Below are 23,880 nucleotides of genomic sequence, written 5' to 3'. Positions count from 1 at the left end.
ATGTCGGCGACCGGTGACGTGTTCTCCCTCGACAAGGACGACGTGCCCACCCACTGGTACAACGTCCTGGCCGACCTGCCCTTCGAGGTCCCCGCGCCCCGGCCGCCCCTGGTACGGGACAGCGGCGCGCAGGAAGCGCGCTCCCTCCGGCCCCAGCTTCCGCTCTCCCTGTACCGGCAGGGCACCGGCAGCGCGCGGTACATGGAGATCCCCGGGCCGGTCCACACGGAGTACCAGCGCTGGCGGCCCACGCCTCTGCACCGGGCCACCCGGCTGGAGAAGGCGCTCGACACTCCCGCGCACATCTACTTCAAGTTCGAGGGAACCAGTCCGTCGGGCAGCCACAAGATCAACACGGCGCTGCCCCAGGCGTACTACTACAGTCGGTCCGGTGTCGCCGAGATGGTGACGGGGACCGGAGCGGGACAGTGGGGCACCGCCCTGGCCATGGCCTGCCACCCTTACGGCATGGAATGCACCGTCTTCATGGTGCGGTGCAGTTATGAACAGAAGCCCTACCGCGGCACCCTGATGCGGCTCAACGGGGCCCGGATCATCAAGAGTCCGAGCACGCTGACCGAAGTGGGCCGGGCGGCGCTGCGCGAGAATCCCGACGCACCGGGCAGCCTGGGCATCGCCAACGCCGAGGCCATCGAGTACGCCGCCACCCGGTCCGCCGCACGCTTCTCCATCGGCAGCGGTGAGAACCACGTCCTGCTCCACCAAACAGTCATCGGCGAGGAGGCCCTCCTGCAGATGCGACGGGCCGGAGAGTTCCCGGACGTCGTGATCGCCGCGATGGGAGCGGGAAGCAACTTCGCCGGCATCACCTTCCCGTTCTACCGGGAGGCACGGACACACAATCCCGATCTCCGCTTCGTCGCGGTCGAGCCCGAGGCCTGCCCCAAGATGACCAGGGGCACGTACGCGCTGGACTACACCGACTACTCGGGCGTGACCCCGCGGATGAAGATGTACACGCTGGGGCACAAGTTCGCCGCCTACCACATCCACGCCGGCGGACTGCGCTACCACGGCGCCGCCCCCATCGTCAGCGCGATGTACGACAACAAGCTGATCGAGGCGGCGGCCTACGCCCAGACCCGGGTCTTCGAGGCCGGCCGCACTTTCGCCAAGGCCGAGGGGATCGTCCCGGCGCCGGAGTCCGCGCACGCGGTCGCACACGCCATCGAGGAAGCCCTCCAGGCCCGGCGGGAGCGGCGCGAGCGCGTCATCCTCTTCGGCATGAGCGGCCACGGCCTGCTGGACCTCGGAGCCTACGAGCAGTTCCTCTCCGGTGAGATGGTCGACTCCGAGCCCAGCGACGAGGAGATCCAGGTCTCCCTCAGGAGCCTGCGATAGAGAGCGAGGGAGTCGGGAGTGAAGGGAGTCAGGGGGCAACCGTGAACGCGCCACAAGCCGATTCGCGACCGTCGTTGCAGGAGGTGCTGGGTCTGCTGTCCCGGGCCCGTGAGCTGCTCGACGGGGAGGACACGCGGGCCGATCAGCTCGGGCGCGTCGCTCTGCATCTGATCGACTGCGTCGTCGACGTATCGAAGCTGCTGGCCGAGGACCCGGACCTCGACGCCACCCGGGCGGCCCTCGGCTCCGCCCGCTCCGCGGTGGTGGCCGCCACCTGCGCGGTGCGCGATGCCCACGGCCGCGCAAAGGGCCGGGTACCCCGGGATCTGCCCGCCTGTCCGCTCAGCACCCGATGATGTTCACCGCCAGCCCGCCCCGGGTCGTCTCCTTGTATTCGACCGACATGTCGTCCCCCTGACGCACTATGCCCTTGGCCTGCATGTTCGCGGGTAGCCGAGCGGGGTTCCATGCCAGCAGGGACTTCTCAGAGACTTTCGGCCGCGAGGGACTTTCCACCGCGTGAACAAGGAAGGCCCTGACAGCGCTGAAAGATACGAACGCGCTGGTCAGGGCCTGTTTCCCTAGCACTCGATGATGTTCACCGCCAGCCCGCCCCGCGCGGTCTCCTTGTACTTCACGCTCATGTCGGCGCCGGTGTCCTTCATGGTCTTGATGACCTTGTCGAGGGAGACCTTGTGCGAGCCGTCGCCGCGCATCGCCATCCGCGCCGCCGTGACCGCCTTCACCGCGGCCATGCCGTTGCGCTCGATGCAGGGGATCTGCACCAGGCCGCCGACGGGATCGCAGGTGAGGCCGAGGTTGTGCTCCATGCCGATCTCGGCGGCGTTCTCGACCTGTTCGGGGCTGCCGCCGAGCACCTCGGCGAGGGCGCCCGCGGCCATCGAGCAGGCGGAGCCGACCTCGCCCTGGCAGCCGACCTCGGCGCCGGAGATGGAGGCGTTCTCCTTGAACAGCATGCCGATCGCGCCCGCGGCGAGCAGGAAGCGGACCACGCCCTCCTCGTCCGCGCCGGGCACGAAGTTCATGTAGTAGTGCAGGACCGCGGGGATGATGCCGGCCGCGCCGTTGGTGGGCGCGGTGACGACCCGGCCGCCGGCCGCGTTCTCCTCGTTCACCGCCATCGCGTAGAGCGTGATCCACTCCATGGCGAGGGCCTGCGGGTCGCCCTCGGAGCGCAGCTTGCGCGCGGTGTTGGCGGCGCGGCGGCGCACCTTCAGCCCGCCGGGCAGGATGCCCTCCCGGGTCATGCCGCGCCGTACGCACGCCTGCATGACCTGCCAGATGTCCAGCAGCCCGGCGCGGATCTCCTCCTCGGTGCGCCAGGCGCGCTCGTTCTCCAGCATCAGTGCGGAGATCGACAGCCCGGTCTCCCTCGTCAGGCGGAGCAGCTCGTCGCCCGTGCGGAAGGGGTACTTCAGGACCGTGTCGTCCAGCTTGATGCGGTCCGCGCCGACCGCGTCCTCGTCGACGACGAATCCGCCGCCCACCGAGTAGTACGTCTTGGACAGCAGCTCCGCCCCGGAGGCGTCGTACGCCCACAGGGTCATGCCGTTGGCGTGGTAGGGGAGGGCTTTGCGGCGGTGCAGTTTCAGGTCCGCGTCGAAGTCGAAGGCGATGTCGCGTTCGCCGAGGAGCTTCAGCAGGCCGGCGCTCCTGATCGCCTCCACCCGCTCGTCGGCGGACTCGACGTCCACCGTGCGCGGCGACTCGCCCTCCAGGCCGAGCAGCACCGCCTTGGGTGTGCCGTGCCCGTGTCCGGTAGCGCCCAGGGAGCCGTAGAGCTCCACACGCAGCGAGGCCACGGAGTCCAGCAGTTCCTCGCCGCGCAGCCGGCTGGCGAAGATGCGGGCCGCGCGCATGGGGCCGACCGTGTGGGAGCTGGACGGGCCGATGCCGATCGAGAACAGGTCGAAGACCGAGATGGCCACGGGTGACTCCTTGGGACGGGGGTGGTGCGGTGGGCTCCACGTCGGTGTGGAGCCCACGGTCGAGCTGTGTGTTCAGGCCTGTGTTCAGGCCTGTGTGTTCAGATCTGTGTGTTCAGATCTGTGTGTTCAGGACTGCTTGTTCAGGACTGCTTGTTTCAGGACCGCTTGTTCAGGCCCGGGTACAGCGGGTGCTTGTCGGCGAGCGCCTTGACCCGTGCCTTGAGCGCCTGGGCGTCGTACGACGGCTTCAGCGCCTCGGCGATCACGTCCGCGACCTCGGCGAAGTCGTCGGCGGTGAAGCCGCGGGTGGCCAGCGCGGGCGTACCGATCCGCAGCCCGGACGTGACCATCGGCGGGCGCGGGTCGTTCGGGACGGCGTTGCGGTTGACCGTGATGCCGACCTCGTGCAGCCGGTCCTCGGCCTGCTGGCCGTCGAGCTCGGAGTCGCGCAGGTCGACCAGGACCAGATGGACGTCCGTGCCGCCGGAGAGCACGTCCACGCCGACCGCCTTGGCGTCGTCCTTCGTCAGCCGCTCGGCGAGGATGCGCGCGCCCTCCAGCGTACGCCGCTGGCGCTCCTTGAAGTCCTCGGAGGCGGCGACCTTGAAGGCGACGGCCTTGGCGGCGATCACGTGCTCCAGCGGGCCACCCTGCTGACCGGGGAAGACGGCGGAGTTGATCTTCTTGGCCAGTTCGGCCGTGGAGAGGATCACACCACCGCGCGGCCCGCCCAGCGTCTTGTGGGTGGTGGTGGTCACCACGTGGGCGTGCGGCACCGGGTTGGGGTGCAGCCCGGCGGCGACCAGGCCGGCGAAGTGGGCCATGTCGACCATGAGGTACGCGCCGACCTCGTCGGCGATGCGCCGGAAGGCGGCGAAGTCCAGCTGCCGGGGGTACGCCGACCAGCCGGCCACGATCAGCTTCGGCTGCTTCTCCTTGGCGAGGCGCTCCACCTCGTCCATGTCGACCAGGCCGTCCTCGCCGACGTGGTAGGCGACCACGTCGTACAGCTTGCCGGAGAAGTTGATCTTCATGCCGTGGGTCAGGTGCCCGCCGTGGGCGAGGTTCAGACCCATGATCGTGTCGCCGGGCTTGAGTAGCGCGTGCATGGTGGCCGCGTTGGCCTGTGCGCCGGAGTGCGGCTGTACGTTGGCGTGCTCGGCGCCGTACAGCTCCTTGACGCGGTCGATCGCGATCTGCTCGATCACGTCGACGTGCTCGCAGCCGCCGTAGTAGCGACGTCCGGGGTAGCCCTCGGCGTACTTGTTGGTCAGGACCGAGCCCTGCGCCTCCATGACCGCGACCGGGGCGAAGTTCTCCGAGGCGATCATCTCGAGGGTGGACTGCTGACGGTCCAGCTCGGCGTCGACGGCGGCCGCGACGGCCGGGTCGTACTCGTGCAGGGGGGTGTTCAGGACGGACATGTGGCTACGACTCCTCAGCCGGCGGTGTGGGCGGCGTACTCGTCGGCGGAGAGCAGGTCGGCGGGCTCCTGCGCGATCCGCACCTTGAACAGCCAGCCGCCCTCGAAGGGGGCCGAGTTCACCAGCGACGGGTCGTCCACCACGTCCTGGTTGATCTCGGTGATCTCACCGTCGACCGGGGAGTACAGGTCGCTGACGGACTTGGTCGACTCCAGCTCGCCGCAGGTCTCGCCCGCGGCCACCTGGGAGCCCACCTCGGGGAGCTGGGCGTAGACGACGTCACCGAGCGCGTTCGCCGCGAACTCGGTGATGCCGACCGTCGAGACGCCGTCCTCGGCGGCCGACAGCCACTCGTGCTCCTTGCTGTAGCGCAGCTGCTGGGGGTTGCTCATGGCTGGGATTCTCCTGTACGCGCGGGAGTGCTGGTGAGTGGGGGACTGCTGGCGGTGCCTGTGAGCAGGCCGGATGTACGACGGGTCACGTGGACCCGAGCCCAGTGTCTACTTCTGGCGCTTGTAGAAGGGCAGCGCCACGACCTCGTACGGCTCGTGGGTGCCCCGGATGTCCACGCCGACTCCCGGCGTGCCCGGAGCCGCGTGCGCGGCGTCGACGTACGCCATCGCGATCGGCTTGCCCAGGGTGGGGGAGGGGGCGCCGGAGGTGACCTCGCCGATCACCTCGCCGCCGGCGACCACGGGGTACCCGGCGCGCGGCACCCGGCGGCCCTCGGCGACCAGGCCGACCAGGACGCGCGGCGGGCTGGCCTCGGCGCGCGCGGCGGCCTCGGTGAGCGCCTCGCGCCCGACGAAGTCGCCCTCCTTCTCGAACTTCACCACGCGGCCGAGCCCGGCGTCGAAGGGGGTGAGGGAGGTGGTCAGCTCGTGCCCGTACAGCGGCATGCCGGCCTCCAGGCGCAGCGTGTCCCGGCACGACAGACCGCAGGGGATCAGGCCGGCGCCCGCGCCCGCCTCGGTCAGCGCCTCCCACAGGGCGACGGCGTGCTCCGGCTTCACGAACAGCTCGAAGCCGTCCTCGCCGGTGTAGCCGGTGCGCGCGATCAGCGCGGGGACGCCGGCGACGGTGCCGGGCAGCCCGGCGTAGTACTTGAGGCCGTCGAGGTCGGCGTCGGTCAGCTGCTTGAGGATGCCGGGGGACTCGGGCCCCTGGACGGCGAGCAGGGCGTAGGCGTCGCGGTCGTCGCGGACGGCGGCGTCGAACCCTGCCGCGCGCTCGGTGAGCGCGTCCAGGACGATCTGCGCGTTGCCCGCGTTGGCCACGACCATGTACTCGGTCTCGGCGAGCCGGTAGACGATCAGGTCGTCGAGGATGCCGCCGTCCGCCTGGCAGATCATGGTGTAGCGGGCGCGGCCGACGCCGACGGAGGCGATGTTGCCGACCAGCGCGTGGTTCAGCAGCTGTGCGGCCTGGGGGCCGGTGACGGTGATCTCGCCCATGTGCGAGAGGTCGAACAGCCCGGCCCTGGTGCGCACCGCGAGGTGCTCGTCGCGCTCGGAGCCGTAGCGCAGGGGCATGTCCCAGCCGGCGAAGTCGGTCATGGTCGCGCCGAGCGAGCGATGCAGCGCATCGAGCGCGGTACGACGGAGTGCGGTACTGCTCATCGGTCGGTCTCCCAAGGCATGACGGCGAGGTCGTTCCTCCCCATCTGTCATCGGAACCTGAGAGGTTCGCCATGACCGCCCGTGGAGGGGGACCATGGCTTGCACCTTGGGTGGAGCCACTGCGGCAGCGGCCCGCTTTTCAGATGTGCCTCGCCCGCGCGGTAACGGGGCCTGAGAGATTCAAGGGAGGGACTTGCTCCTTCGGCGCCCCGGGCACGGCGTGCCCGGGAACTCTCCCGCGCGGATTCAAGCGGCCGGTATGCAGTTGGCGGGCACATCATTGCATGCATCTCCCGCGCGCGGCAGGGGGACCTTTCAGTGGGGGCACACAGCGTCCAGGACCGGGCACAGTGTGTTGTAGCAGGCTTGTTGCGGGAAGCGGGCGGAAACGCGAGACGCCGCGCATTACCTTCTCTTTACACTCGACGGGGACGGGACTCGTGAACCGCCCCAGGGGAGGACGATCACGGTGAACAGGACCACGGCCTACGCGACGACCGCGGGCCTCGCACTGCCCAAGCAGCCGACCGTCCCGGCCCGGGAGGCGTGCGGCCCGCTGCCGTTCCCCGTGGTCCGCGACCTGCGCGAGCGGGCGGGCCGCAGCCCGCACGCCCTGCTCTTCGGGCCCAGCGACCTCGTCGTCATCACCGGCCTGCCCGGCAGTGGCAAGTCCACCCTCATGCGGCGGGCGGTCCGCGACCGGCGCATCGACTCCCAGGACACCCGCGACCGCTGGGACGGCCGCACGCCCCACTGGCTGCCGTACGCGGTGTACCGCCCGCTCGTGCGCCTCGCCCACTACGCCGGACTGCGCCGCGCCCTGCGCACCGGCGAGGGCGTCGTCGTCCACGACTGCGGCACGCAGGCGTGGGTGCGCGCCTGGCTGGCCCGTGAGGCCCGCCGCCGGGGCGGCACCCTGCATCTGCTGCTGCTCGACGTCACCGCGGAGCAGGCCCTGGCCGGCCAGCGCGAGCGCGGCCGCGGCGTCTCGCGGTACGCGTTCCTGCGCCACCGTCGCGCCGCCGCCCGCCTGCTGCGCCGCTGTGAGCGTGGCGATCTGCCCCGCGGCTGCGGCGCCGCGATCCTGCTCGACCGGGCGGCGGCGAACGCGCTGCGCCGGATCGGCTTCACCGGCTGACGGGGCGGCGGGTTAGCCTTTCCAGCCGGCAGCACTGGTACGGAGCAGGCGGTAGGCAGATGGACTTCCCGGGGGACTTTCCGGCGCAGGCGCACCCGCATCCGCACGGCGGATGGCCCGGCAACGAGCTGGAGGAGGTGCTCTCGGCGTCCCTCGGCGTCCCCTCGGCCGGCGGCCGCATCGTGGAGGTGCTCGGCCGCAGCTTCGTCTGGGTTCCGCTGCCGGGCGGCGGCGGACCGGACAGCGGCACCCTGGACCTGCCGGGCATGGAGATCGACGGCCAGGCCTACGTCCCGGTCTTCAGCTCCGAGGAACAGTTCCGCCAGGTCGTCGGCGTCCACATGTCGTTCACCGTCGCCCCCGCCGTCGAGTTCGCCCGCGGCCTGCCCCCGCAGGCGGGCATCGTGGTGAACCCCGGTGGCGTGGTCGGCATCCCGCTGCCGCCGGCGGCGGTCGCCGAGCTCGGCCGCGCGGGGCGCACCCCGCTGGACGGGCCGGCGAGAGGCGGCCGGGTCCGCCTCCTCGAGCCGGACTGGCAGGACGACCCGGTCGACTTCCTCACGGCGGCGTCCGCGGAGTTCGAGGCCATCGGTGTCGTCACCACGGCCCGCCGCTGCCTGGCGGCGATCGAGACGGGGGAGCCGGTGATGTTCGTGGGCGTCGAACTCTCCCGGTGGGAGGGCGATCCGCGCGCCGCCCCCCTGGACGCGCTCGGCCGCGCCCTGGGCAGGGTCCCGGTGAAGTGGCCCGTCAACCTGGTCCTGATGGACGTGGCCCAGGACCCGGTGGTCACGTGGATGCGGGAGCGGGTGCGCCCCTTCTACCAGCGGGACTTCTGAAACGCCCGCCGGGCCTGCGCCCTTGGCGGGAGCGCGGGGAACCGCGCGACCTGCGCACGCCTGCCCGCGCCCGGGGGACGACACCGGGTCCCGAGTCGGTGGGCGCCCTTAAGCTAGGGTCACGGCTCGAAGAGGGCGTTGCACGAAGGGGCGGTAAACAGTGAGCGCTAGCGGCACGGGCACCGCCGCGGCCGGCCAGGTCGAGCACATGCTGCGCCAGGTGACGCCGGGGCGCTACGACGCCTACGAGGCACTCCTGCGTGCCCTCGCGACCCCCCACTCCGGCCAGATCTGGATGCTGCTGTGGCACGGCCAGGCCGGCAGCCCCGACGCCCAGTACGGGAACATGGAGGTCGACGGCTGCGGCTACGCCCCCTGTGTCACCTCCGCCCAGGAGCTCTCGGCGAGCGGCTGGAACCGTTCGTACGAAGTGGTCGACGGCCTGGACGTGGCCCGCACCCTGTACCCCGACCACTACGGGCTCTGGCTGAACCCGCACGCCCCCGGCGGTGGCATGGGCATCCCGTGGCTGGACCTGCGCCGCATCGCCACCGGCCTCGACCGCCAGCCCGCCGGCCCTCTGCGGCTGTCCGAACCCGGCATCCAGATCCCGCAGTTCTACGCCCAGCTGTCGCAGAACGCCCACCGCACCCCGGCCGTCCGCTCGCTGCGCCGCGCCTGGGTCCAGCCCGCGCTCGGGGCGCCGTACCTCGCCATCGGTCTCGACGTGTACGACACCTCCCCGCCCGCCGTGGACTCGGTACGCGCGATGATGCAGCAGTCCATCGGCGCGGTGCCGGACGGTCTGCCGGTGTCGACGGTCGCGATGTCCGACGGGTACGACCCGGTGGCGATGTGGCTGCGCGCCAACGCCCGCCCGTTCTACGACCGCGAGGCCCACGCCGCCCCGGCCCAGGCGCCGTCCGCGGGCTACGGCTACCCGCCGCCCCGCGGTGCCTTCTAGCCGCAGGGCGGCCCTTCTCCTGCTCCCCGCGACACATCGCATGCGTGGTGTCCGGGGTGCGATGCGAGGCCGATCGCATCCCTCCCGGTGCTCAACTCGCACCCGAACCCCACTTGCTGACGGTTGGAGCGCTCGCTCGGACTGCCGTGCGGCGCGGCTGCCGCATCTCTCCGCAATGCAGCGACCCGCGTTCGGATAACGGAACACCGGAGACAGCATCACGGTTGCGCATACTTTGTGCGGCAGGGCTGGCACGTGATCGCGAATGCGTTGAAGACTCGCCTGTCAGACGCGTGGCCAACGACCCTGTGGACGACAGGTCGAACGGTCGGCACCGTCGGGCCCCAACAGACCGGGCCGGCGGACGGGTAAGTCAGCAGATCCGCCGAAAAGCGGCGCACGTAAGCCGGTTACCACCGGTGAGAGGGGTCAGGTCACTGTGACCGCACCGATCGAGACCACCGGAGCGGCAGCCGAGGCACAGCCGGAAGCCGTGCTTGCCGGTGCCGAGAAGGGGCAGATCGAAGGCCGTTCCCTTGGGCAGATCGCCTGGTCCCGCTTCAAGAAGGACAAGGTCGCCGTGGCCGGCGGCATCGTCGTCATCCTGCTGGTGCTGCTCGCGGTCCTGGCCCGTCCCATCCAGGCCCTCTTCGGCCTCGACCCCAACGCCTTCAACCAGGACCTGCTCGACCCCAACACCTCGCTGCCCAGCGGCGACTGGGGCGGCATGAGCGCGGAGCACCCGCTGGGTGTGGACCCCAAGTTCGGGCGGGACATCGCCACCCGAATCCTGGAGGGCTCCTGGGTGTCCCTGGTCGTGGCGTTCGGGGCCACCCTCCTGTCCAACACGATCGGCACGGTCCTCGGTGTGATGGCGGGCTACTACGGAGGGCGGGTGGACACGATCATCAGCCGTCTGATGGACACCTTCCTCGCCTTCCCGCTGCTGCTGTTCGCCATCGCCATCTCGGCGACGCTGCAGGGTGGTGCCTTCGGCCTGGAGGGTCTGCCGCTGCACATCAGCGTGCTGATCTTCATCATCGGCTTCTTCAACTGGCCGTATCTGGGCCGCATCGTCCGCGGTCAGACCCTGGCCCTCAAGGAGCGCGAGTTCATCGACGCCTCCCGGGGCATGGGAGCCAAGGGACCGTACATCCTCTTCCGGGAGCTGCTCCCGAACCTGGTCGGCCCGATCATCGTCTACTCGACGCTGCTCATCCCGACGAACATCCTTTTCGAGGCCAGCCTGAGCTTCCTCGGCGTCGGCATCCAGCCCCCGCAGGCGTCATGGGGCGGCATGCTCAGCGAGGCGGTCAACTTCTACAAGGTCGATCCGCAGTTCATGATCGTGCCTGGCCTCGCCATCTTCGTCACCGTCCTGGCGTTCAACCTGCTCGGCGACGGACTCCGTGACGCTCTCGACCCGCGCAGTAGCCGCTGACGTGCGGCCGAGTCGAGGGCCCGGCAAGTTTCCAACTATGGAGGGGAAGCAGACCATCATGCGAAGGTCAGCGCTGGCCGCAATCGCGGCTGTAGGCACTGTGAGCCTGGTGCTTTCGGGTTGCAGCAAGGCCGAAGACAACGACAATGGCGACGGCAGCAACAAGTCGGCCGGTGCCAACGCAGCGACCAAGGGTGTCGTCAACGCCGCCGACGCGAAGGGGGGCACGGTCACGTACGAGTACTCGGACGTGCCGGACTCCTTCGACCCGGGCAACACGTACTACGGGTACATGTTCAACCTCAGCCGGCTGTACGCCCGCCCGCTCATGACCTACAAGCCGGGCGCCGGCGAGGCCGGCAACGAGCTCGTCCCGGACCTCGCTTCGGCGCCGGGTGAGCCCAGCGACGGCGGCAAGACCTGGACGTACAAGCTGCGTGAGGGCCTCAAGTACGAGGACGGCACGCCGATCACGTCCAAGGACGTCAAGTACGCCGTAGAGCGCTCCAACTTCGCGCGTGACGTGCTCTCCCTCGGCCCGAACTACTTCCAGCAGTTCCTCGAGGGCGGCGAGAAGTACAAGGGTCCCTACAAGGACAAGAGCGACAAGGGCCTCGCGTCCATCGAGACGCCGGACGACACCACGGTCGTCTTCAAGCTCAACCGCTCCTTCCAGGAGTTCGACTACCTGGTCGCCCAGCCGCAGACGGCTCCCGTGCCGAAGGCCAAGGACACCGGCGTCGACTACGTCAAGAACGTCGTGTCCTCGGGCTCGTACAAGTTCGAGAGCTACGAGGAGGGCAAGGAGGTCGTCCTCGTCCGCAACGAGAACTGGGACGCCGCCACCGACCCGCTGCGCAAGCAGTACGCGGACAAGATCGTCGTCAGGATGAAGGTCAACGCCGAGACGATCGACCAGGACGTCCGCGCCGGCAAGGCGATCGACCTCGGCGGCGGTGGCGTCCAGGCCGCCACGCAGGCGGAGGTCGTGGGCGACCCCGACCTCAAGGCCAACACCGACAACACCTACGGTGGCCGTCTGGTCTACATGGCGATCAACACCAAGCTGGCGCCGTTCGACAAGGTCGAGTGCCGCAAGGCCGTGCAGTACGCGGTCGACAAGAACTCGGTGCAGACCGCCCTCGGCGGCCCGATCCGCGGTGAGATCGCCACCACCGTCCTGCCGCCGGACATCCCGGGCTACAAGCAGTCCGACCTGTACGCCACCACGGACAGCAAGGGTGACGCCGCCAAGGCCAAGGAGCAGCTGAAGGCCTGCGGCAAGAACACGATCAGCACCAACATCTCGGCGCGCAGCGACCGTCCGCAGGAGATCGCCGCGGCGACCGCGATCATCAACTCGCTGAAGGCGGCGGGCATCAACGCCACCCTCAAGCAGTACCCGTCGGGCAAGTACTTCACCGACTCCGCGGGTGTGCCGCAGTTCAACAAGAAGCAGAACATCGGCCTGCACATGATGCAGTGGGGTGCCGACTGGCCCTCCGGCTACGGCTTCCTGCAGCAGATCCTGCACGGTGACGCGATCGGCGAGTCCGGCAACACCAACCTGTCGCAGCTCGACAACGCGGACGTCAACTCGATGCTCGAGAAGGCGATCGCGACCGAGGACGAGACCGAGCGCAACGGCCTCTACGCCGAGATCGACAACAAGACGATGGAGGAGGCGGCCCTCGTTCCGCTGACCTACTTCAAGGTCCTGCTGTACCGCCCGGCCGGCTTCACCAACCTGGTCTCGACGGCGGCCTTCAGCGGTCAGTACGACTACCTCAACATCGGCACGACCAAGAAGTAGCCCCGGAAGGCAGGTGAAGGCATTGATGCCCGCGGGCTTCGCGGCCCGCGGGCATCAGCGCCGATCCCCGTGATCTCGTATATCCTCCGCCGGACGGTCGCGGCAGTGATCCTGCTGCTGGTCGTCACCGCGGTCACCTTCGCGATCTTCTTCCTGCTGCCCCGGCTCGCCGGCCAGACGGCCGACCAGCTGGCCCAGCAGTACATCGGGAAGAGCCCCTCGAAGGCCGACATCGAAGCGGTCAAGCAGAACCTCGGACTCGACCAGCCCGTGTACGTCCAGTACTGGGACTTCATCAAGGGGATCGTCTCCGGCGCCACTTATGACCTCGGCCCCACCACGGCGCAGTGCAACGCGCCCTGCTTCGGCTACTCCTTCAAGACCCACGTCGAGGTCTGGCCGCAGCTCACCAGCCGCCTGCCGGTGACGCTCTCGCTGGCCGCCGGTGCCGCCGTCATGTGGCTGCTGGGCGGTGTCACGGCCGGTGTGATCTCCGCGCTCAAGCCGCGGTCGCTCGCCGACCGGTCGTTCATGGGCGTCGCCCTCGCCGGTGTCTCCCTGCCCATGTTCTTCACGGGCCAGCTCGCGCTGTTCCTCTTCACCTACAAGTGGCCCATCTTCGGCCGCGAGTACGTCCCCTTCACCGAGAACCCCTCGCAGTGGGCCAACACACTGTTCCCCGCCTGGTGTTCGCTGGCCCTGCTCTACTCCGCCATCTACGCCCGGCTCACCCGCTCGGGCATGCTGGAGACGATGAGCGAGGACTTCATCCGCACGGCCCGCGCCAAGGGGCTGCGCGAGCGGAATGTCGTCGCCAAGCACGGGCTGCGGGCCGCGCTGACCCCGATCATCACCGTCTTCGGCATGGACCTCGGGCTGCTGCTCGGTGGCGCGGTGATCACCGAGACGGTCTTCTCCCTGCACGGCATCGGTGAGTACGCGGTGCAGTCCATCCGGGACAACGACCTGCCGCCGATCCTCGGCGTCACCCTCCTCGCCGCCTTCTTCGTCGTTCTCGCAAACTTCCTGGTGGACCTCTTGTACGCCGCCGCCGACCCGCGGGTGAGGATCTCGTGACCGAACTCTCCAAGACCGGTGCAGCCGTGGGGGAGCCCGTGAAGGGACCCTCCGACGCGCCCACCGCGTTCCTCGAAGTCCGAGACCTCAAGGTGCACTTCCCGACCGACGACGGCCTGGTCAAGTCCGTCGACGGGCTGAGCTTCTCGCTGGAGAAGGGCAAGACCCTCTCCATCGTGGGCGAGTCCGGCTCCGGCAAGTCGGTCACCTCACTGGCGATCATGGGCCTGCACCGGCTCGGCGCGCGCGGCAAGAGCGTCCGGATGTCGGGGGAGATCTGGCTCGACGGCAAGGAACTGATCTCCGCCGCCCCGGACGAGGTGCGCCGACTGCGTGGCCGCGAGATGGCGATGATCTTCCAGGACCCGCTGTCCGCGATGCACCCGTACTACACGATCGGCAACCAGATCGTGGAGGCGTACCGCGTCCACCACGACGTCAGCAAGAAGGTCGCGCGCAAGCGGGCCATCGAGATGCTCGACCGGGTCGGCATCCCCGAGCCCGCCAAGCGTGTCGACGGCTACCCGCACGAGTTCTCCGGCGGTATGCGCCAGCGGGCGATGATCGCCATGGCGCTGGTCAACAACCCCGAGCTGCTCATCGCGGACGAGCCGACGACCGCCCTGGACGTGACCGTCCAGGCGCAGATCCTCGACCTGATCCGGGACCTGCAGAAGGAGTTCGGCTCCGCGGTCGTCATCATCACCCACGACCTCGGTGTGGTCGCCGAGATCGCCGACGACGTCCTGGTGATGTACGGCGGCCGGTGCGTGGAGCGCGGTTCGGTCGACGACGTCTTCGAGCGGCCGCAGCACCCCTACACCTGGGGCCTGCTCGGCTCGATGCCGCGCATCGACCGGGAGACCTCCGACCGGCTCATCCCGGTCAAGGGCGCGCCGCCGAGCCTCATCAACGTCCCCTCGGGCTGCGCCTTCCACCCGCGCTGCCCGTACGCGGACGTCCCCAAGGGCGATGTCACCCGCACCGTGCGCCCCGAGCTGACGCAGGTCGGCACCGGACACTTCTCCGCCTGCCACCTCTCGCCCGAGGACCGTACGCGGATCTGGACCGAAGAGATTGCGCCGAAGCTGTGAGCGAAACCAGGAAATCGGACGTGACCGTCCCGGCGCAGGCCTCGGCTCCCGCCGCGGAACGCGAGGTGCTGCTCAAGGTCGAGGGCCTGCAGAAGCACTTCCCGATCCGCAAGGGCCTGCTCCAGCGTCAGGTCGGCGCGGTCAAGGCCGTGGACGGCATCGACTTCGAGGTGCGCAAGGGCGAGACGCTCGGCGTGGTCGGCGAGTCGGGCTGCGGCAAGTCGACCATGGGCCGGGTCATCACCCGGCTCCAGGACCCGACGGGCGGCACGATCCACTTCGAGGGCAAGGACATCACGCGGCTGAACACGGCCGGGATGCGCCCGCTGCGGCGGGACATCCAGATGATCTTCCAGGACCCGTACGGCTCCCTGAACCCCCGGCACACCATCGGCTCGATCGTCTCGGCGCCCTTCCGGCTCCAGGGCGTCGAGCCCGAGGGCGGGGTGAAGAAGGAGGTCCAGCGGCTGCTGCAACTGGTGGGCCTGAGCCCCGAGCACTACAACCGCTACCCGCACGAGTTCTCCGGCGGTCAGCGTCAGCGCATCGGCATCGCGCGGGCGCTCGCCCTGAAGCCGAAGCTGGTCGTGGCGGACGAGCCGGTCTCCGCGCTCGACGTGTCGATCCAGGCTCAGGTCGTGAACCTGATGGACGACCTCCAGCAGGAACTGGGCCTGACGTACGTGATCATCGCGCACGACCTCTCCGTCGTACGCCATGTCTCGGACCGTATCGCGGTGATGTACCTCGGCAAGATCGTCGAACTCTCCGACCGCACCTCGCTGTACGAGGCGCCGATGCACCCGTACACCAAGGCGCTGATGTCCGCCGTGCCGGTGCCGGACCCCAAGCGCCGGGGTGCCAAGAGCGAGCGCATCCTGCTCCGCGGTGACGTCCCCTCGCCGATCGCGCCGCCCAGCGGCTGCCGTTTCCACACGCGGTGCTGGAAGGCGACGGAGATCTGCAGCACGACCGAGCCGCCGCTGATGGAGTTGCGCCCGGGCCGGCAGGTCGCCTGCCACCACCCCGAGAACTTCGAGGACCAGGCCCCCCAGGACACTGTCCTGCTTGCCGACGCCAGGGAGGCGGCGGAGCTGGTCCCGCAGGAGGCGCCGGCGAAATCGGCGGCGACCTCGGCGGCGGTGGCGGCAGAGGTCGAGCCGGCGGCCCCTGCCCCTGGGGCGGCTGAGACCGTGAAGGGCGGGTCCGCGCAGGGCGAGCCGGCGGGTACCGGATCCGCGCAGACCGCCGAGGCCGCGGCGCAGTCCAAGGGGATCTTGTCGGTGGGCGAAAGCGCTGCGGGCACGGAGCCCGCGCCGAGCGAGCCCCCGCATGCGCAGGCCGCGGGGACCGACCCCGCGCAGGCGGAGCTCACCGGGAAGGAGCCCCGGGCCGAGGAGAAGTGACTCCGACCGCGCCGTGGGTCCCCGTCTTCGACCGTGAGAGGGGGGCTCACCGGCAGGTGAGAATGTCAGGGTGCTCCAGCAACTGTTCACCCCGTCCGTCCAGCACACCCTCGACCTGGCCGGCATCTTCGTGTTCGCCATCTCCGGCGCGCTGCTGGCCGTCCGCAAGAACTTCGACGTCTTCGGCATCGCCGTCCTCGCCGAGGCCACCGCGCTGGGCGGTGGGCTGTTCCGGGACCTGATGATCGGCGCCGTGCCGCCGGCGGCGTTCACGGACCTGGGGTACTTCCTCACGCCGCTGCTGGCCGCGCTCCTGGTCTTCTTCCTCCATCCGCACGTGGAGCGCCTCCAGGCCGGTGTGAACGTCTTCGACGCGGCCGGGCTCGGCCTGTTCTGCGTGGCGGGGACCACCAAGGCGTACGAGTACGGGCTCGGCCTGCACGCCTCCGCGGCCCTCGGCCTCGCCACCGCGGTCGGCGGTGGCGTCCTGCGGGACGTGCTCGCCAACGAGGTGCCCTCACTGCTGCGCTGGGACCGCGATCTGTACGCGGTGCCCGCGATCGTCGGCGCCGTGATGGTGGCCCTGTGCATCCGCTATGACGCCCTCAACCCGCTGACCAGCACACTCGCCGCCGCCACCGCCTTCGTGCTGCGGCTGCTGGCGATGCGCTTCCACTGGCGGGCGCCACGGGCGTGGAACCGGCGCTCGACGGTCCGCGAGGAGGAGCCACCGCGGCAGCCGACGACAAAAGCTACCGCTTAGTAGTTTGTTGTTGTACCGTACCGCCATGGCTCAGGCATCCCAGGCGACCATCGGCAACAGTGAGTTCGACCGCGACACCGCCGTCACCCGGCGCTCCGAGGGCGTCTACGACATCGACCTCTCCGCGGGCTGGACCATCATCAGCGCCGTCAACGGTGGCTACCTGCTGGCCGTACTGGGCCGGGCCCTCGCCGACGCGTTGCCGCACCCGGACCCGTTCACGATCTCCGCGCACTACCTGACCGCGTCCCAGCCGGGCCCCGCGGTCGTCCGCACCGACGTGGTCCGCACCGGCCGCACCCTCTCCACCGGCCAGGCCTCGCTCCTCCAGTACGACGACCAGGGCCGCGAGGTCGAACGCATCCGTGTCCTCGCCTCCTACGGCGACCTCGGCACCCTCCCCGACGACGTCCGCACGACCGCGCGGCCCCCGGCGATGCCGCCGATCGAGCAGTGCTTCGGCCCCGAGGACGGGCCCGCCCCCGTCGACGGCAGCTCGGCGATCACCGAGCGGCTGATGCTCAAGCTCGACCCCTCCACCCTGGGCTGGGCGCTGGGCGCACCGTCCGGCAAGGGCGAGATGCGGGCGTGGTTCGGGCTCAAGGACGGCCGCGACGCCGACCCCCTCTCGCTGCTGCTCGCCGTGGACGCCCTGCCGCCCACCGCCTTCGAACTCGGCGTCTCCGGCTGGGTGCCGACGGTCGAGCTGACCGTCCACGTGCGGTGCCGGCCGGCACCGGGTCCGCTCCGGGTGTCCATCACCACGCGTAACCTGGCGGGCGGCTTCCTGGAGGAGGACGCCGAGGTGTGGGACAGCGCGGACCGGCTGGTGGCACAGTCCCGGCAGCTGGCGCGGGTGCGGCTCGCGTCCTGAGCGGAGGGGTTCAATCCGGCCAGTGTTCACGGCCGATGCTGATCAGCCGTAGCCGGCGGGTCGCCACCTGGGCGACCCGCCGTTGCTCGTCCTCGGAGCCGAGTGCCTCCAGCAGGAGCGAGGCCGTGACGAGCATCTGGTCGACGTAGAGTCCCGCGAGCATCAGCAGATCGCCGTCGCTCCAGCCGCCGGAGGCGCGGTCCTTGGCCAGCTCGGCCTTCACCTCCTCGGTGAACAGGGTCAGCTGGCCGCGGATGGCCTCCCGCACCGGCTGCACCCCGCCGTGCTGCTCGCGGGCGATGAAGCGGACATGTGCGGGGTGGGCCTGTACGTGCCCGCTGATCAACTCCACGGCGCGCGCGATGCGTTCGTCGCTGTCTCCCGTGGTGGCCACGATGGTGCGGATGGTCGCGTGCAGGCTGCCCAGCGCCTCTTCGACCAGCGCGACGCCCAGGTCGGCGGTGGAGCGGAAGTGCCGGTAGAAGGCGGTCGGGGCGACACCGACCGCGCGGGTGACCTCGCGCAGGCCCAGGCTGCTCAGGCTCTGCTCCTCCAGCAGCTCCAGCGCGGCGTCGAGGAGCGCCTGCCGGGTCTTCTGCTTCTGTGCCTGCCGGATGCCGAGGGTGTGACTCATACCATGCAGTTAACAACTGTTCTCTGTAATGGGGAAGTCATGGGACGGGCTAGTCTGGGAAGTCAGTGAACAAGTGTAACTACAAGCGTTCACCGAAGCGGAGGGGATCCGTCCCATGCTCTTCCTGGTCGCCGCACTTCTGCTGCTCGGCGTGGCCATGGGCACCGTGGCCCACGCGCCGATCGGCTTCACCCTCGTCACGGCCGTCGTGATCGCCGCCTGGCTCGGCATCTTCGCGCTCCGCGAGCGCCTCGGCCGACGCCGGACGCCGACCCACTGACCGCCGGGAGCCCACCATGCAGCTGATCACACCGGCCGAGCGCCGCACCGGCATCCGCGACACCGACGGCATGGCCGTCGCGTCCTTCGTCCTCGGCCTCCTCGGCCTCCTCGTGCTCAACCTCTTCCTCGGCCCCATCGCCATCACCCTGGCCGCCGTCGCCCTCCGGCGAGGCACCGAACGCCGCTTCCGCGCCTGGCTGGGGCTCGGCCTCGGCATCGCGGACCTCGTGGTGCTGGCGGTGTTCATGCAGGCGGACAGCACGATCTCGTGGAGCTTCTGAGGCGGGGTGCCCCGGACGCGGCCGCCACGGCGGCACGGGGGCGCCCCGCACGCGGGTGCGTCGCCCGGCTCCCGTAGCGGCCCGGACGACGCCCGCCGACGCCGACCCGAATCCCGGGCCACCGCACCCCCGCCCCCGCCCCGCCGCGCCGTAGAATCGGCGTCACCATGGCATACCTCGACCACGCCGCGACCACCCCGATGCTCCCGGAGGCGGCGGAGGCACTCACCGCCCACCTGCGCAGTACGGGCAACGCCTCCTCCCTCCACGCATCCGGCCGCCAGGCCCGCCGCACCGTCGAGGAAGCCCGCGAAACCCTCGCGGAAGCCCTCGGCGCCCGCCCCAGCGAGGTCGTCTTCACCTCCGGCGGCACCGAGGCCGACAACCTCGCGGTCAAGGGCCTGTACTGGTCCCGGCGCGCCCAGGACCCGGCCCGCACCCGGGTCCTGTCCAGCCCCGTCGAGCACCACGCCGTCCTGGACGCCGTCCACTGGCTCGGCGAACACGAGGGCGCCACCGTCGAGTACCTCCCGGTCGACTCCTACGGCCGGGTCGCCCCCGAGGCGCTGCGCGAGGCCATCGCACGCAACCCCGACGACGTCGCGCTGGCCACCGTCATGTGGGCCAACAACGAGATCGGCACGGTGCTGCCGGTCGAGGAACTCGCCCGGACCGCCGCCGAGTTCGGCGTACCGCTGCACTCCGACGCCGTCCAGGCCTTCGGGCAGCTGCCCGTCGGCTTCGCCGCGTCCGGCCTCGCCGCGATGACCGTCTCCGCCCACAAGGTCGGCGGCCCGTACGGCATCGGCGCGCTGCTGCTGGGCCGTGAGTACAGTCCCGTACCCGTCATGCACGGTGGTGGCCAGGAACGGCACGTCCGCTCAGGCACTCTCGACGTCCCCGCCATCGCCTCCTTCGCCGTCGCCGGCCGTCATGCCGCCGAGCACCGCGAGAAGTTCGCCCGCGAGATCGGTGCCCTGCGCGACGACCTGGTCGACGTGGTCCGCAGGGCCGTGCCGGACGCGATCCTGGGCGGTGATCCGGTGCATCGCCTCCCGGCCAACGCCCACTTCACGTTCCCCGGCTGCGAGGGCGACTCCCTGCTGCTGCTCCTGGACGCCCAGGGCATCGAGTGCTCGACCGGCTCCGCCTGCACCGCCGGAGTCGCCCAGCCCAGCCACGTGCTGCTCGCCACCGGCACCGACCCCGACCTGGCCCGCGGCACCCTCCGCTTCTCCCTCGGCCACACCTCCACGGCGGCCGACGTCGCGGCGGTCGCCGGGGCCATCGGCCCGGCCGTGGAACGGGCGCGGGCGGCGGGGCTGACCTGAACCCGCGTCAGGCCGGTGTCACGGGCGTACCCGCCTGCCGTACGAGGCGCATGTAGCGGTCCCAGTCCCAGTGCTCCCCCGGGTCGGTGTGGTCCGTGCCCGGCACCTCCACGTGACCGATGATGTGCTCGCGGTCGACGGGTACGCCGTAGCGCCTGCATATCCCCGCCGTGAGCCGGGCGGAGGCGGCGTACATCTCGTCCGTGAAGTCCTGCGGGCGGTCCACGAAGCCGGCGTGCTCGATGCCGATGCTGCGTTCGTTGTAGTCGCGGTTGCCCGCGTGGTAGGCCACGTCGAGCTCGCGGATCATCTGGGCGATGTGGCCGTCGTCGCGCACGATGTAGTGCGACGCGGCGCCGTGCTCCGGGTCCTGGAAGACCTTCACCGCGCTGTCGAAGCTGCCCTGGGTGACATGGACGATCACCATGTCGATCGTGTAGTCGGCCGGGCGGTCGGCCCGCCGCCAGTTCGCCGACGAGGCCGCCACCCAGCGCGCGCCCGTGAAGTCGACGGCGCCCTCCACCCGCGGTTTCTCCACGCCGGGGACCTGCCACCACAGCCGCGACAACTCGTCACGCGCCAGCACGGCACCCGTGCCCACCACGGCCGCGGCCCCGCCGATGATCAGGGCGCGCCGCCCGATCCGCCCGTCCGGGCCGCCCTTCGTCTGCTCCATGTGATCCAGAACGGATACTCGCGGTCCCCGGTTCCCGCGCCCCCGTACTCTGGAAGGGTTATGACTGACACCCCGCAGCCCTCCCGCCCCCTCCGCGTCCTCGCCGCCATGTCCGGCGGTGTCGACTCCGCCGTCGCCGCCGCCCGCGCGGCCGAGGCCGGGCACGACGTGACCGGCGTCCATCTCGCGCTCTCCGCGAACCCGCAATCCTTCCGCACGGGCGCGCGGGGCTGCTGCACGATCGAGGACTCCCGCGACGCCCGCCGCGCGGCGGACGTGATCGGCATCCCCTTCTACGTCTGGGACCTCGCCGACCGCTTCCGCGAGGACGTCGTCGAGGACTTCGTCGCCGAGTACGAGGCGGGCCGCACGCCCAACCCGTGCCTGCGCTGCAACGAGAAGATCAAGTTCGCCGCGCTGCTGGACAAGGCGCTGGCGCTGGGCTTCGACGCGGTCTGCACGGGCCACTACGCCAAGGTGATCGTGAACGAGGACGGCTCGCGTGAGCTGCACCGCGCCTCCGACATGGCGAAGGACCAGTCGTATGTCCTCGGGGTGCTGGACGACCGGCAGCTCGCCCACGCGATGTTCCCGCTCGGCGACACGCTCACCACGAAGGACGAGATCCGCGCGGAGGCCGAGCGCCGGGGCCTGGCGGTCGCCAAGAAGCCCGACTCGCACGACATCTGCTTCATCGCCGACGGCGACACGCAGGGCTTCCTGGCGGACCGGCTCGGCAGGGCCGAGGGCGACATCGTGGACGAGGCGGGCAACAAGCTCGGCACCCACGAGGGCGCCTACGGCTTCACCATCGGCCAGCGCAAGGGCCTGCGGATCGGCACCCCCGCGTCCGACGGCAAGCCGCGCTACGTCCTCGACATCTCGCCGGTGGACAACACCGTGACCGTGGGCCCCGCGTCCGCCCTGGACGTCGGCGCCCTCACCGCCGTCCGGCCCCGCTGGTGCGGCGCCGCCCCCGCCGGCCCCGGCACCTACACCGCCCAGTTGCGCGCCCACGGCGGCGAGACCGAGGTCACCGCCGAGGTCGTCGACGGCGATCTGCACGTGCGCTTCGGCGAGCCGGTCCGTGGCGTGGCGCCGGGCCAGGCGATCGTGCTGTACGACGGCACGCGCGTGGTCGGCTCGGCGACGATCGCCTCGACCACGCGCGTGACGGCCGGGATGGTCTGAACCGTCCGGTTCAGACCGTCTCCACCTCGTAGAAGCAGAGGTGGTCCTTGATCGCTGCGACCTCCGGCTTGGGGTCCGGGTAGCCCCAGACGACATCCGCCGCGTCCGGCAGCGACCAGTAGGACGCGGTGCCCTTGAAGGGGCAGTAGGTGTGCGTCTCGGAGGGCGTCAGGAGATCGAGCCGGACGTCCTGCGGCGGGATGTAGTAGCGCACGGGACAGCCCGTCTCCCGCAGGACGAGGGGCCGGTCGCTCTCCGCCAGCACCTGCCCGTCGTGGACGGCGCGCACGCGCTGCGTGCCCTGCTCGATGGTGATCGTGTGACCTCGGGTGGTGTTCTGCGTCATGTTCGGACAGCACTCGCGGGGCGCCGGTTCTTCCCGCGTACGGTGGGCGGATGAACATCTGCGTCTTCCTCTCCGCCGCCGACCTCGACGACCGCTACACGCGTCCCGCGCGCGAGTTCGCGAAGCTGCTCGGCAAGGGCGGGCACACGCTGGTGTGGGGCGGCTCGGACGTCGGCCTGATGAAGGTGGTCGCCGACGGCGTGCAGGAGGCGGGCGGACGCCTCGTGGGCGTCTCCGTGCGGTTCCTGGCGGCCAAGGCCCGGCCGGGCGTCGACGAGATGGTCATCGCCGAGGACCTCGCCGCGCGCAAGAAGCTGCTCCTGGAGAAGTCCGACGCCGTGGTGATCATGGTGGGCGGCACCGGCACGCTGGACGAGGCGACCGAGATCCTGGAGCTGAAGAAGCACGGCCACACCGACAAGCCGGTGGTGCTGCTGAACACGGCGGGCTTCTACGACGGCCTCAAGGAGCAGTTCCGCCGCATGGAGGACGAGGGGTTCCTGCCCCGGCCGCTGACCGACCTCGTGTTCTTCGCGGAGGAGCCGGTGGGGGCGCTGGCCTTCCTGGAGGAGAGCCAGGGCGTCGCCTGATGCCGCGATGATGCGAGCATGGCGGGCATGGCTACACATGTGATCACCGGGGCGGGTTCCGGCATCGGCGCCGCCGTGGCCCGCCGTCTGCACGCGCGCGGGGACGAGGTCGTGCTGCACGCGCGCGACGCCGGCCGCGCCAGGGAACTGGCGGCCGAGTTCCCCGGGGCGAAGACCGTCGTCGGCGACCTGGCGGAGCCCGACCGGCTCAGCTGGGCGCTGTCCCACCAGACACTGCCGGACCGGGTGGACTCCCTGCTGCACATCGCCGGCGTGGTCGACCTGGGCCCGGTCGGCGACCTCACCCCCAAGGCCTGGCGCCACCAGCTCAACGTCAACCTCGTCGCCCCCGCCGAGCTCACCCGTCTCTTCCTGCCCCAACTGCGCGCCGCCCACGGCCACGTGGTGTTCGTGAACTCCGGCGCGGGTCTGAACGCCCACGCCGGCTGGTCCGCCTACGCGGCCTCCAAGCACGGGCTGAAGGCCCTCGCGGACTCCCTGCGCCACGAGGAGCACGCGAACGGTGTCCGCGTCACCTCCGTCTACCCCGGCCGCACGGCGAGCCCGATGCAGGCCAAGGTCCACCAGCAGGAGGGCAAGGAGTACGACCCCGCGAAGTGGATCGACCCCGAGTCGGTGGCCACGACCGTCGTGATGGCCCTGGACCTGCCGGGGGACGCCGAGGTGAACGACCTGACCGTGCGACCGGGACGGTGAGCACCTGATGCCGCCGGCCGGCGGCGGCGAGGAGCCCGTCCGGCGTTCACGGACGAGGCGGTTCGGGCC

General features: G+C 70.5%; 25 protein-coding genes and 1 riboswitch. Of the genes, 18 read left to right on the top strand and 7 right to left on the bottom strand.

The window, feature by feature from the left end; genetic code table 11:
* On the top strand, window positions 1-1,362 hold the full coding sequence (locus tag ACGF8A_RS09955) for a TrpB-like pyridoxal phosphate-dependent enzyme (protein WP_393106135.1): 1,362 nt from the start codon (window positions 1-3) through the stop codon (window positions 1,360-1,362).
* A gap of 41 nt (window positions 1,363-1,403) precedes the next feature.
* A complete protein-coding gene (locus ACGF8A_RS09950; protein WP_393106133.1) occupies window positions 1,404-1,718 on the top strand; it encodes a hypothetical protein in 315 nt (104 codons plus the stop codon).
* Window positions 1,719-1,943: 225 nt separating this feature from the next.
* On the opposite strand, the gene ACGF8A_RS09945 is transcribed toward ACGF8A_RS09950, so the two are convergent.
* The 4 genes from ACGF8A_RS09945 to gcvT all read right to left on the bottom strand — a co-directional run bounded on the left by ACGF8A_RS09945 (window position 1,944) and on the right by gcvT (window position 6,354).
* Window positions 1,944-3,311: an L-serine ammonia-lyase gene (locus ACGF8A_RS09945; RefSeq protein WP_393106131.1), complete on the bottom strand. Its 1,368-nt coding sequence runs from the start codon at window positions 3,309-3,311 to the stop codon at window positions 1,944-1,946.
* 155 nt (window positions 3,312-3,466) lie between these two features.
* Window positions 3,467-4,735, bottom strand: coding sequence for a serine hydroxymethyltransferase (gene glyA / locus ACGF8A_RS09940; protein WP_393106129.1), 1,269 nt, complete (start codon window positions 4,733-4,735; stop codon window positions 3,467-3,469).
* Between the two features lie 14 nt (window positions 4,736-4,749).
* Window positions 4,750-5,127, bottom strand: coding sequence for a glycine cleavage system protein GcvH (gene gcvH / locus ACGF8A_RS09935; RefSeq protein ID WP_393106127.1), 378 nt, complete (start codon window positions 5,125-5,127; stop codon window positions 4,750-4,752).
* Window positions 5,128-5,235: 108 nt separating this feature from the next.
* Window positions 5,236-6,354, bottom strand: a complete 1,119-nt coding sequence (gene gcvT / locus ACGF8A_RS09930) for a glycine cleavage system aminomethyltransferase GcvT (RefSeq protein ID WP_393106125.1) — start codon at window positions 6,352-6,354, stop codon at window positions 5,236-5,238.
* Window positions 6,355-6,503: 149 nt separating this feature from the next.
* A riboswitch (glycine riboswitch) is annotated at window positions 6,504-6,603 on the bottom strand.
* 220 nt (window positions 6,604-6,823) lie between these two features.
* Here gcvT and ACGF8A_RS09925 point away from each other — a divergent pair.
* The 10 genes from ACGF8A_RS09925 (at window position 6,824) to ACGF8A_RS09880 (ending at window position 17,763) form a co-directional block, all read left to right on the top strand.
* Entirely contained in the window at window positions 6,824-7,492 is a 669-nt protein-coding gene (locus tag ACGF8A_RS09925; RefSeq protein ID WP_393106123.1) for an AAA family ATPase, read from the top strand.
* 59 nt (window positions 7,493-7,551) lie between these two features.
* Entirely contained in the window at window positions 7,552-8,331 is a 780-nt protein-coding gene (locus tag ACGF8A_RS09920) for an enhanced serine sensitivity protein SseB (RefSeq protein ID WP_393106121.1), read from the top strand.
* A gap of 160 nt (window positions 8,332-8,491) precedes the next feature.
* Window positions 8,492-9,295 (top strand): enhanced serine sensitivity protein SseB C-terminal domain-containing protein, encoded by an 804-nt coding sequence (locus ACGF8A_RS09915; protein WP_393106119.1) that lies wholly within the window; start codon window positions 8,492-8,494, stop codon window positions 9,293-9,295.
* A 439-nt stretch (window positions 9,296-9,734) separates the two neighbouring features.
* Window positions 9,735-10,736 carry an ABC transporter permease gene (locus tag ACGF8A_RS09910; protein ID WP_393106117.1) on the top strand — a complete coding sequence of 334 codons (1,002 nt, stop codon included), beginning with the start codon at window positions 9,735-9,737 and terminating at the stop codon, window positions 10,734-10,736.
* 37 nt (window positions 10,737-10,773) lie between these two features.
* The gene (locus ACGF8A_RS09905; RefSeq protein WP_393106115.1) at window positions 10,774-12,549 is read left to right on the top strand and encodes an ABC transporter substrate-binding protein; all 1,776 of its coding nucleotides are present in this window, start codon (window positions 10,774-10,776) and stop codon (window positions 12,547-12,549) included.
* Between the two features lie 69 nt (window positions 12,550-12,618).
* Window positions 12,619-13,626 carry an ABC transporter permease gene (locus ACGF8A_RS09900; RefSeq protein WP_393106113.1) on the top strand — a complete coding sequence of 336 codons (1,008 nt, stop codon included), beginning with the start codon at window positions 12,619-12,621 and terminating at the stop codon, window positions 13,624-13,626.
* On the top strand, window positions 13,623-14,720 hold the full coding sequence (locus ACGF8A_RS09895; protein ID WP_393106111.1) for an ABC transporter ATP-binding protein: 1,098 nt from the start codon (window positions 13,623-13,625) through the stop codon (window positions 14,718-14,720). Before ACGF8A_RS09900 ends, ACGF8A_RS09895 begins: the two co-directional genes overlap by 4 nt.
* Window positions 14,717-16,126: an ABC transporter ATP-binding protein gene (locus ACGF8A_RS09890; protein WP_393106109.1), complete on the top strand. Its 1,410-nt coding sequence runs from the start codon at window positions 14,717-14,719 to the stop codon at window positions 16,124-16,126. Before ACGF8A_RS09895 ends, ACGF8A_RS09890 begins: the two co-directional genes overlap by 4 nt.
* Window positions 16,127-16,196: 70 nt before the next feature.
* Complete coding sequence (locus ACGF8A_RS09885; protein WP_393106107.1) at window positions 16,197-16,889, top strand: trimeric intracellular cation channel family protein; 693 nt, start codon at window positions 16,197-16,199, stop codon at window positions 16,887-16,889.
* A gap of 25 nt (window positions 16,890-16,914) precedes the next feature.
* Window positions 16,915-17,763 (top strand): thioesterase family protein, encoded by an 849-nt coding sequence (locus ACGF8A_RS09880; protein ID WP_393106105.1) that lies wholly within the window; start codon window positions 16,915-16,917, stop codon window positions 17,761-17,763.
* 10 nt (window positions 17,764-17,773) lie between these two features.
* On the opposite strand, the gene ACGF8A_RS09875 is transcribed toward ACGF8A_RS09880, so the two are convergent.
* Window positions 17,774-18,397: a TetR family transcriptional regulator gene (locus tag ACGF8A_RS09875; protein ID WP_393106103.1), complete on the bottom strand. Its 624-nt coding sequence runs from the start codon at window positions 18,395-18,397 to the stop codon at window positions 17,774-17,776.
* 115 nt (window positions 18,398-18,512) lie between these two features.
* Here ACGF8A_RS09875 and ACGF8A_RS09870 point away from each other — a divergent pair, with 115 nt between their 5' ends.
* The 3 genes from ACGF8A_RS09870 (at window position 18,513) to ACGF8A_RS09860 (ending at window position 20,291) form a co-directional block, all read left to right on the top strand.
* A complete protein-coding gene (locus ACGF8A_RS09870; RefSeq protein WP_393106101.1) occupies window positions 18,513-18,677 on the top strand; it encodes a hypothetical protein in 165 nt (54 codons plus the stop codon).
* Between the two features lie 16 nt (window positions 18,678-18,693).
* Window positions 18,694-18,960, top strand: coding sequence for a DUF4190 domain-containing protein (locus tag ACGF8A_RS09865; RefSeq protein WP_393106099.1), 267 nt, complete (start codon window positions 18,694-18,696; stop codon window positions 18,958-18,960).
* 167 nt (window positions 18,961-19,127) lie between these two features.
* Window positions 19,128-20,291: a cysteine desulfurase family protein gene (locus ACGF8A_RS09860; RefSeq protein ID WP_393106097.1), complete on the top strand. Its 1,164-nt coding sequence runs from the start codon at window positions 19,128-19,130 to the stop codon at window positions 20,289-20,291.
* Window positions 20,292-20,298: 7 nt separating this feature from the next.
* Here the strand turns inward: ACGF8A_RS09860 and ACGF8A_RS09855 are convergent, their stop codons facing one another.
* A complete protein-coding gene (locus ACGF8A_RS09855) occupies window positions 20,299-20,967 on the bottom strand; it encodes an N-acetylmuramoyl-L-alanine amidase (RefSeq protein WP_393106095.1) in 669 nt (222 codons plus the stop codon).
* A 60-nt stretch (window positions 20,968-21,027) separates the two neighbouring features.
* Between ACGF8A_RS09855 and mnmA the strand changes: the two genes are divergently transcribed.
* Window positions 21,028-22,158, top strand: coding sequence for a tRNA 2-thiouridine(34) synthase MnmA (gene mnmA / locus ACGF8A_RS09850; protein WP_393106093.1), 1,131 nt, complete (start codon window positions 21,028-21,030; stop codon window positions 22,156-22,158).
* 10 nt (window positions 22,159-22,168) lie between these two features.
* On the opposite strand, the gene ACGF8A_RS09845 is transcribed toward mnmA, so the two are convergent.
* The gene (locus ACGF8A_RS09845) at window positions 22,169-22,504 is read right to left on the bottom strand and encodes a DUF427 domain-containing protein (protein WP_393106091.1); all 336 of its coding nucleotides are present in this window, start codon (window positions 22,502-22,504) and stop codon (window positions 22,169-22,171) included.
* Between the two features lie 50 nt (window positions 22,505-22,554).
* Between ACGF8A_RS09845 and ACGF8A_RS09840 the strand changes: the two genes are divergently transcribed.
* Complete coding sequence (locus ACGF8A_RS09840; RefSeq protein ID WP_393106089.1) at window positions 22,555-23,094, top strand: TIGR00730 family Rossman fold protein; 540 nt, start codon at window positions 22,555-22,557, stop codon at window positions 23,092-23,094.
* Window positions 23,095-23,121: 27 nt separating this feature from the next.
* A complete protein-coding gene (locus tag ACGF8A_RS09835) occupies window positions 23,122-23,811 on the top strand; it encodes an SDR family oxidoreductase (RefSeq protein WP_393106087.1) in 690 nt (229 codons plus the stop codon).
* Window positions 23,812-23,880 lie beyond the last annotated feature (69 nt).

This window comes from Streptomyces sp. NPDC047706 (assembly GCF_043204795.1).
Classification (GTDB): domain Bacteria; phylum Actinomycetota; class Actinomycetes; order Streptomycetales; family Streptomycetaceae; genus Streptomyces.
The sequence above is the reverse complement of the archived record's forward strand: the minus strand, read 5'-3'. Positions and strand labels throughout refer to the sequence as shown.

Coding starts and splice junctions, on each gene's coding strand:
- ACGF8A_RS09840 (WP_393106089.1), top strand. CDS start 22,555: ATGAACATCTGCGTCTTCCTCTCCGCCGCCGACCTCGACGACCGCTAC.
- ACGF8A_RS09835 (WP_393106087.1), top strand. CDS start 23,122: ATGGCTACACATGTGATCACCGGGGCGGGTTCCGGCATCGGCGCCGCC.
- ACGF8A_RS09920 (WP_393106121.1), top strand. CDS start 7,552: ATGGACTTCCCGGGGGACTTTCCGGCGCAGGCGCACCCGCATCCGCAC.
- gcvH (WP_393106127.1), bottom strand. CDS start 5,127: ATGAGCAACCCCCAGCAGCTGCGCTACAGCAAGGAGCACGAGTGGCTG.
- ACGF8A_RS09955 (WP_393106135.1), top strand. CDS start 1: ATGTCGGCGACCGGTGACGTGTTCTCCCTCGACAAGGACGACGTGCCC.
- ACGF8A_RS09905 (WP_393106115.1), top strand. CDS start 10,774: ATGGAGGGGAAGCAGACCATCATGCGAAGGTCAGCGCTGGCCGCAATC.
- ACGF8A_RS09870 (WP_393106101.1), top strand. CDS start 18,513: ATGCTCTTCCTGGTCGCCGCACTTCTGCTGCTCGGCGTGGCCATGGGC.
- ACGF8A_RS09865 (WP_393106099.1), top strand. CDS start 18,694: ATGCAGCTGATCACACCGGCCGAGCGCCGCACCGGCATCCGCGACACC.
- gcvT (WP_393106125.1), bottom strand. CDS start 6,354: ATGAGCAGTACCGCACTCCGTCGTACCGCGCTCGATGCGCTGCATCGC.
- mnmA (WP_393106093.1), top strand. CDS start 21,028: ATGACTGACACCCCGCAGCCCTCCCGCCCCCTCCGCGTCCTCGCCGCC.
- ACGF8A_RS09855 (WP_393106095.1), bottom strand. CDS start 20,967: ATGGAGCAGACGAAGGGCGGCCCGGACGGGCGGATCGGGCGGCGCGCC.
- ACGF8A_RS09875 (WP_393106103.1), bottom strand. CDS start 18,397: ATGAGTCACACCCTCGGCATCCGGCAGGCACAGAAGCAGAAGACCCGG.
- ACGF8A_RS09860 (WP_393106097.1), top strand. CDS start 19,128: ATGGCATACCTCGACCACGCCGCGACCACCCCGATGCTCCCGGAGGCG.
- glyA (WP_393106129.1), bottom strand. CDS start 4,735: ATGTCCGTCCTGAACACCCCCCTGCACGAGTACGACCCGGCCGTCGCG.
- ACGF8A_RS09880 (WP_393106105.1), top strand. CDS start 16,915: ATGGCTCAGGCATCCCAGGCGACCATCGGCAACAGTGAGTTCGACCGC.
- ACGF8A_RS09845 (WP_393106091.1), bottom strand. CDS start 22,504: ATGACGCAGAACACCACCCGAGGTCACACGATCACCATCGAGCAGGGC.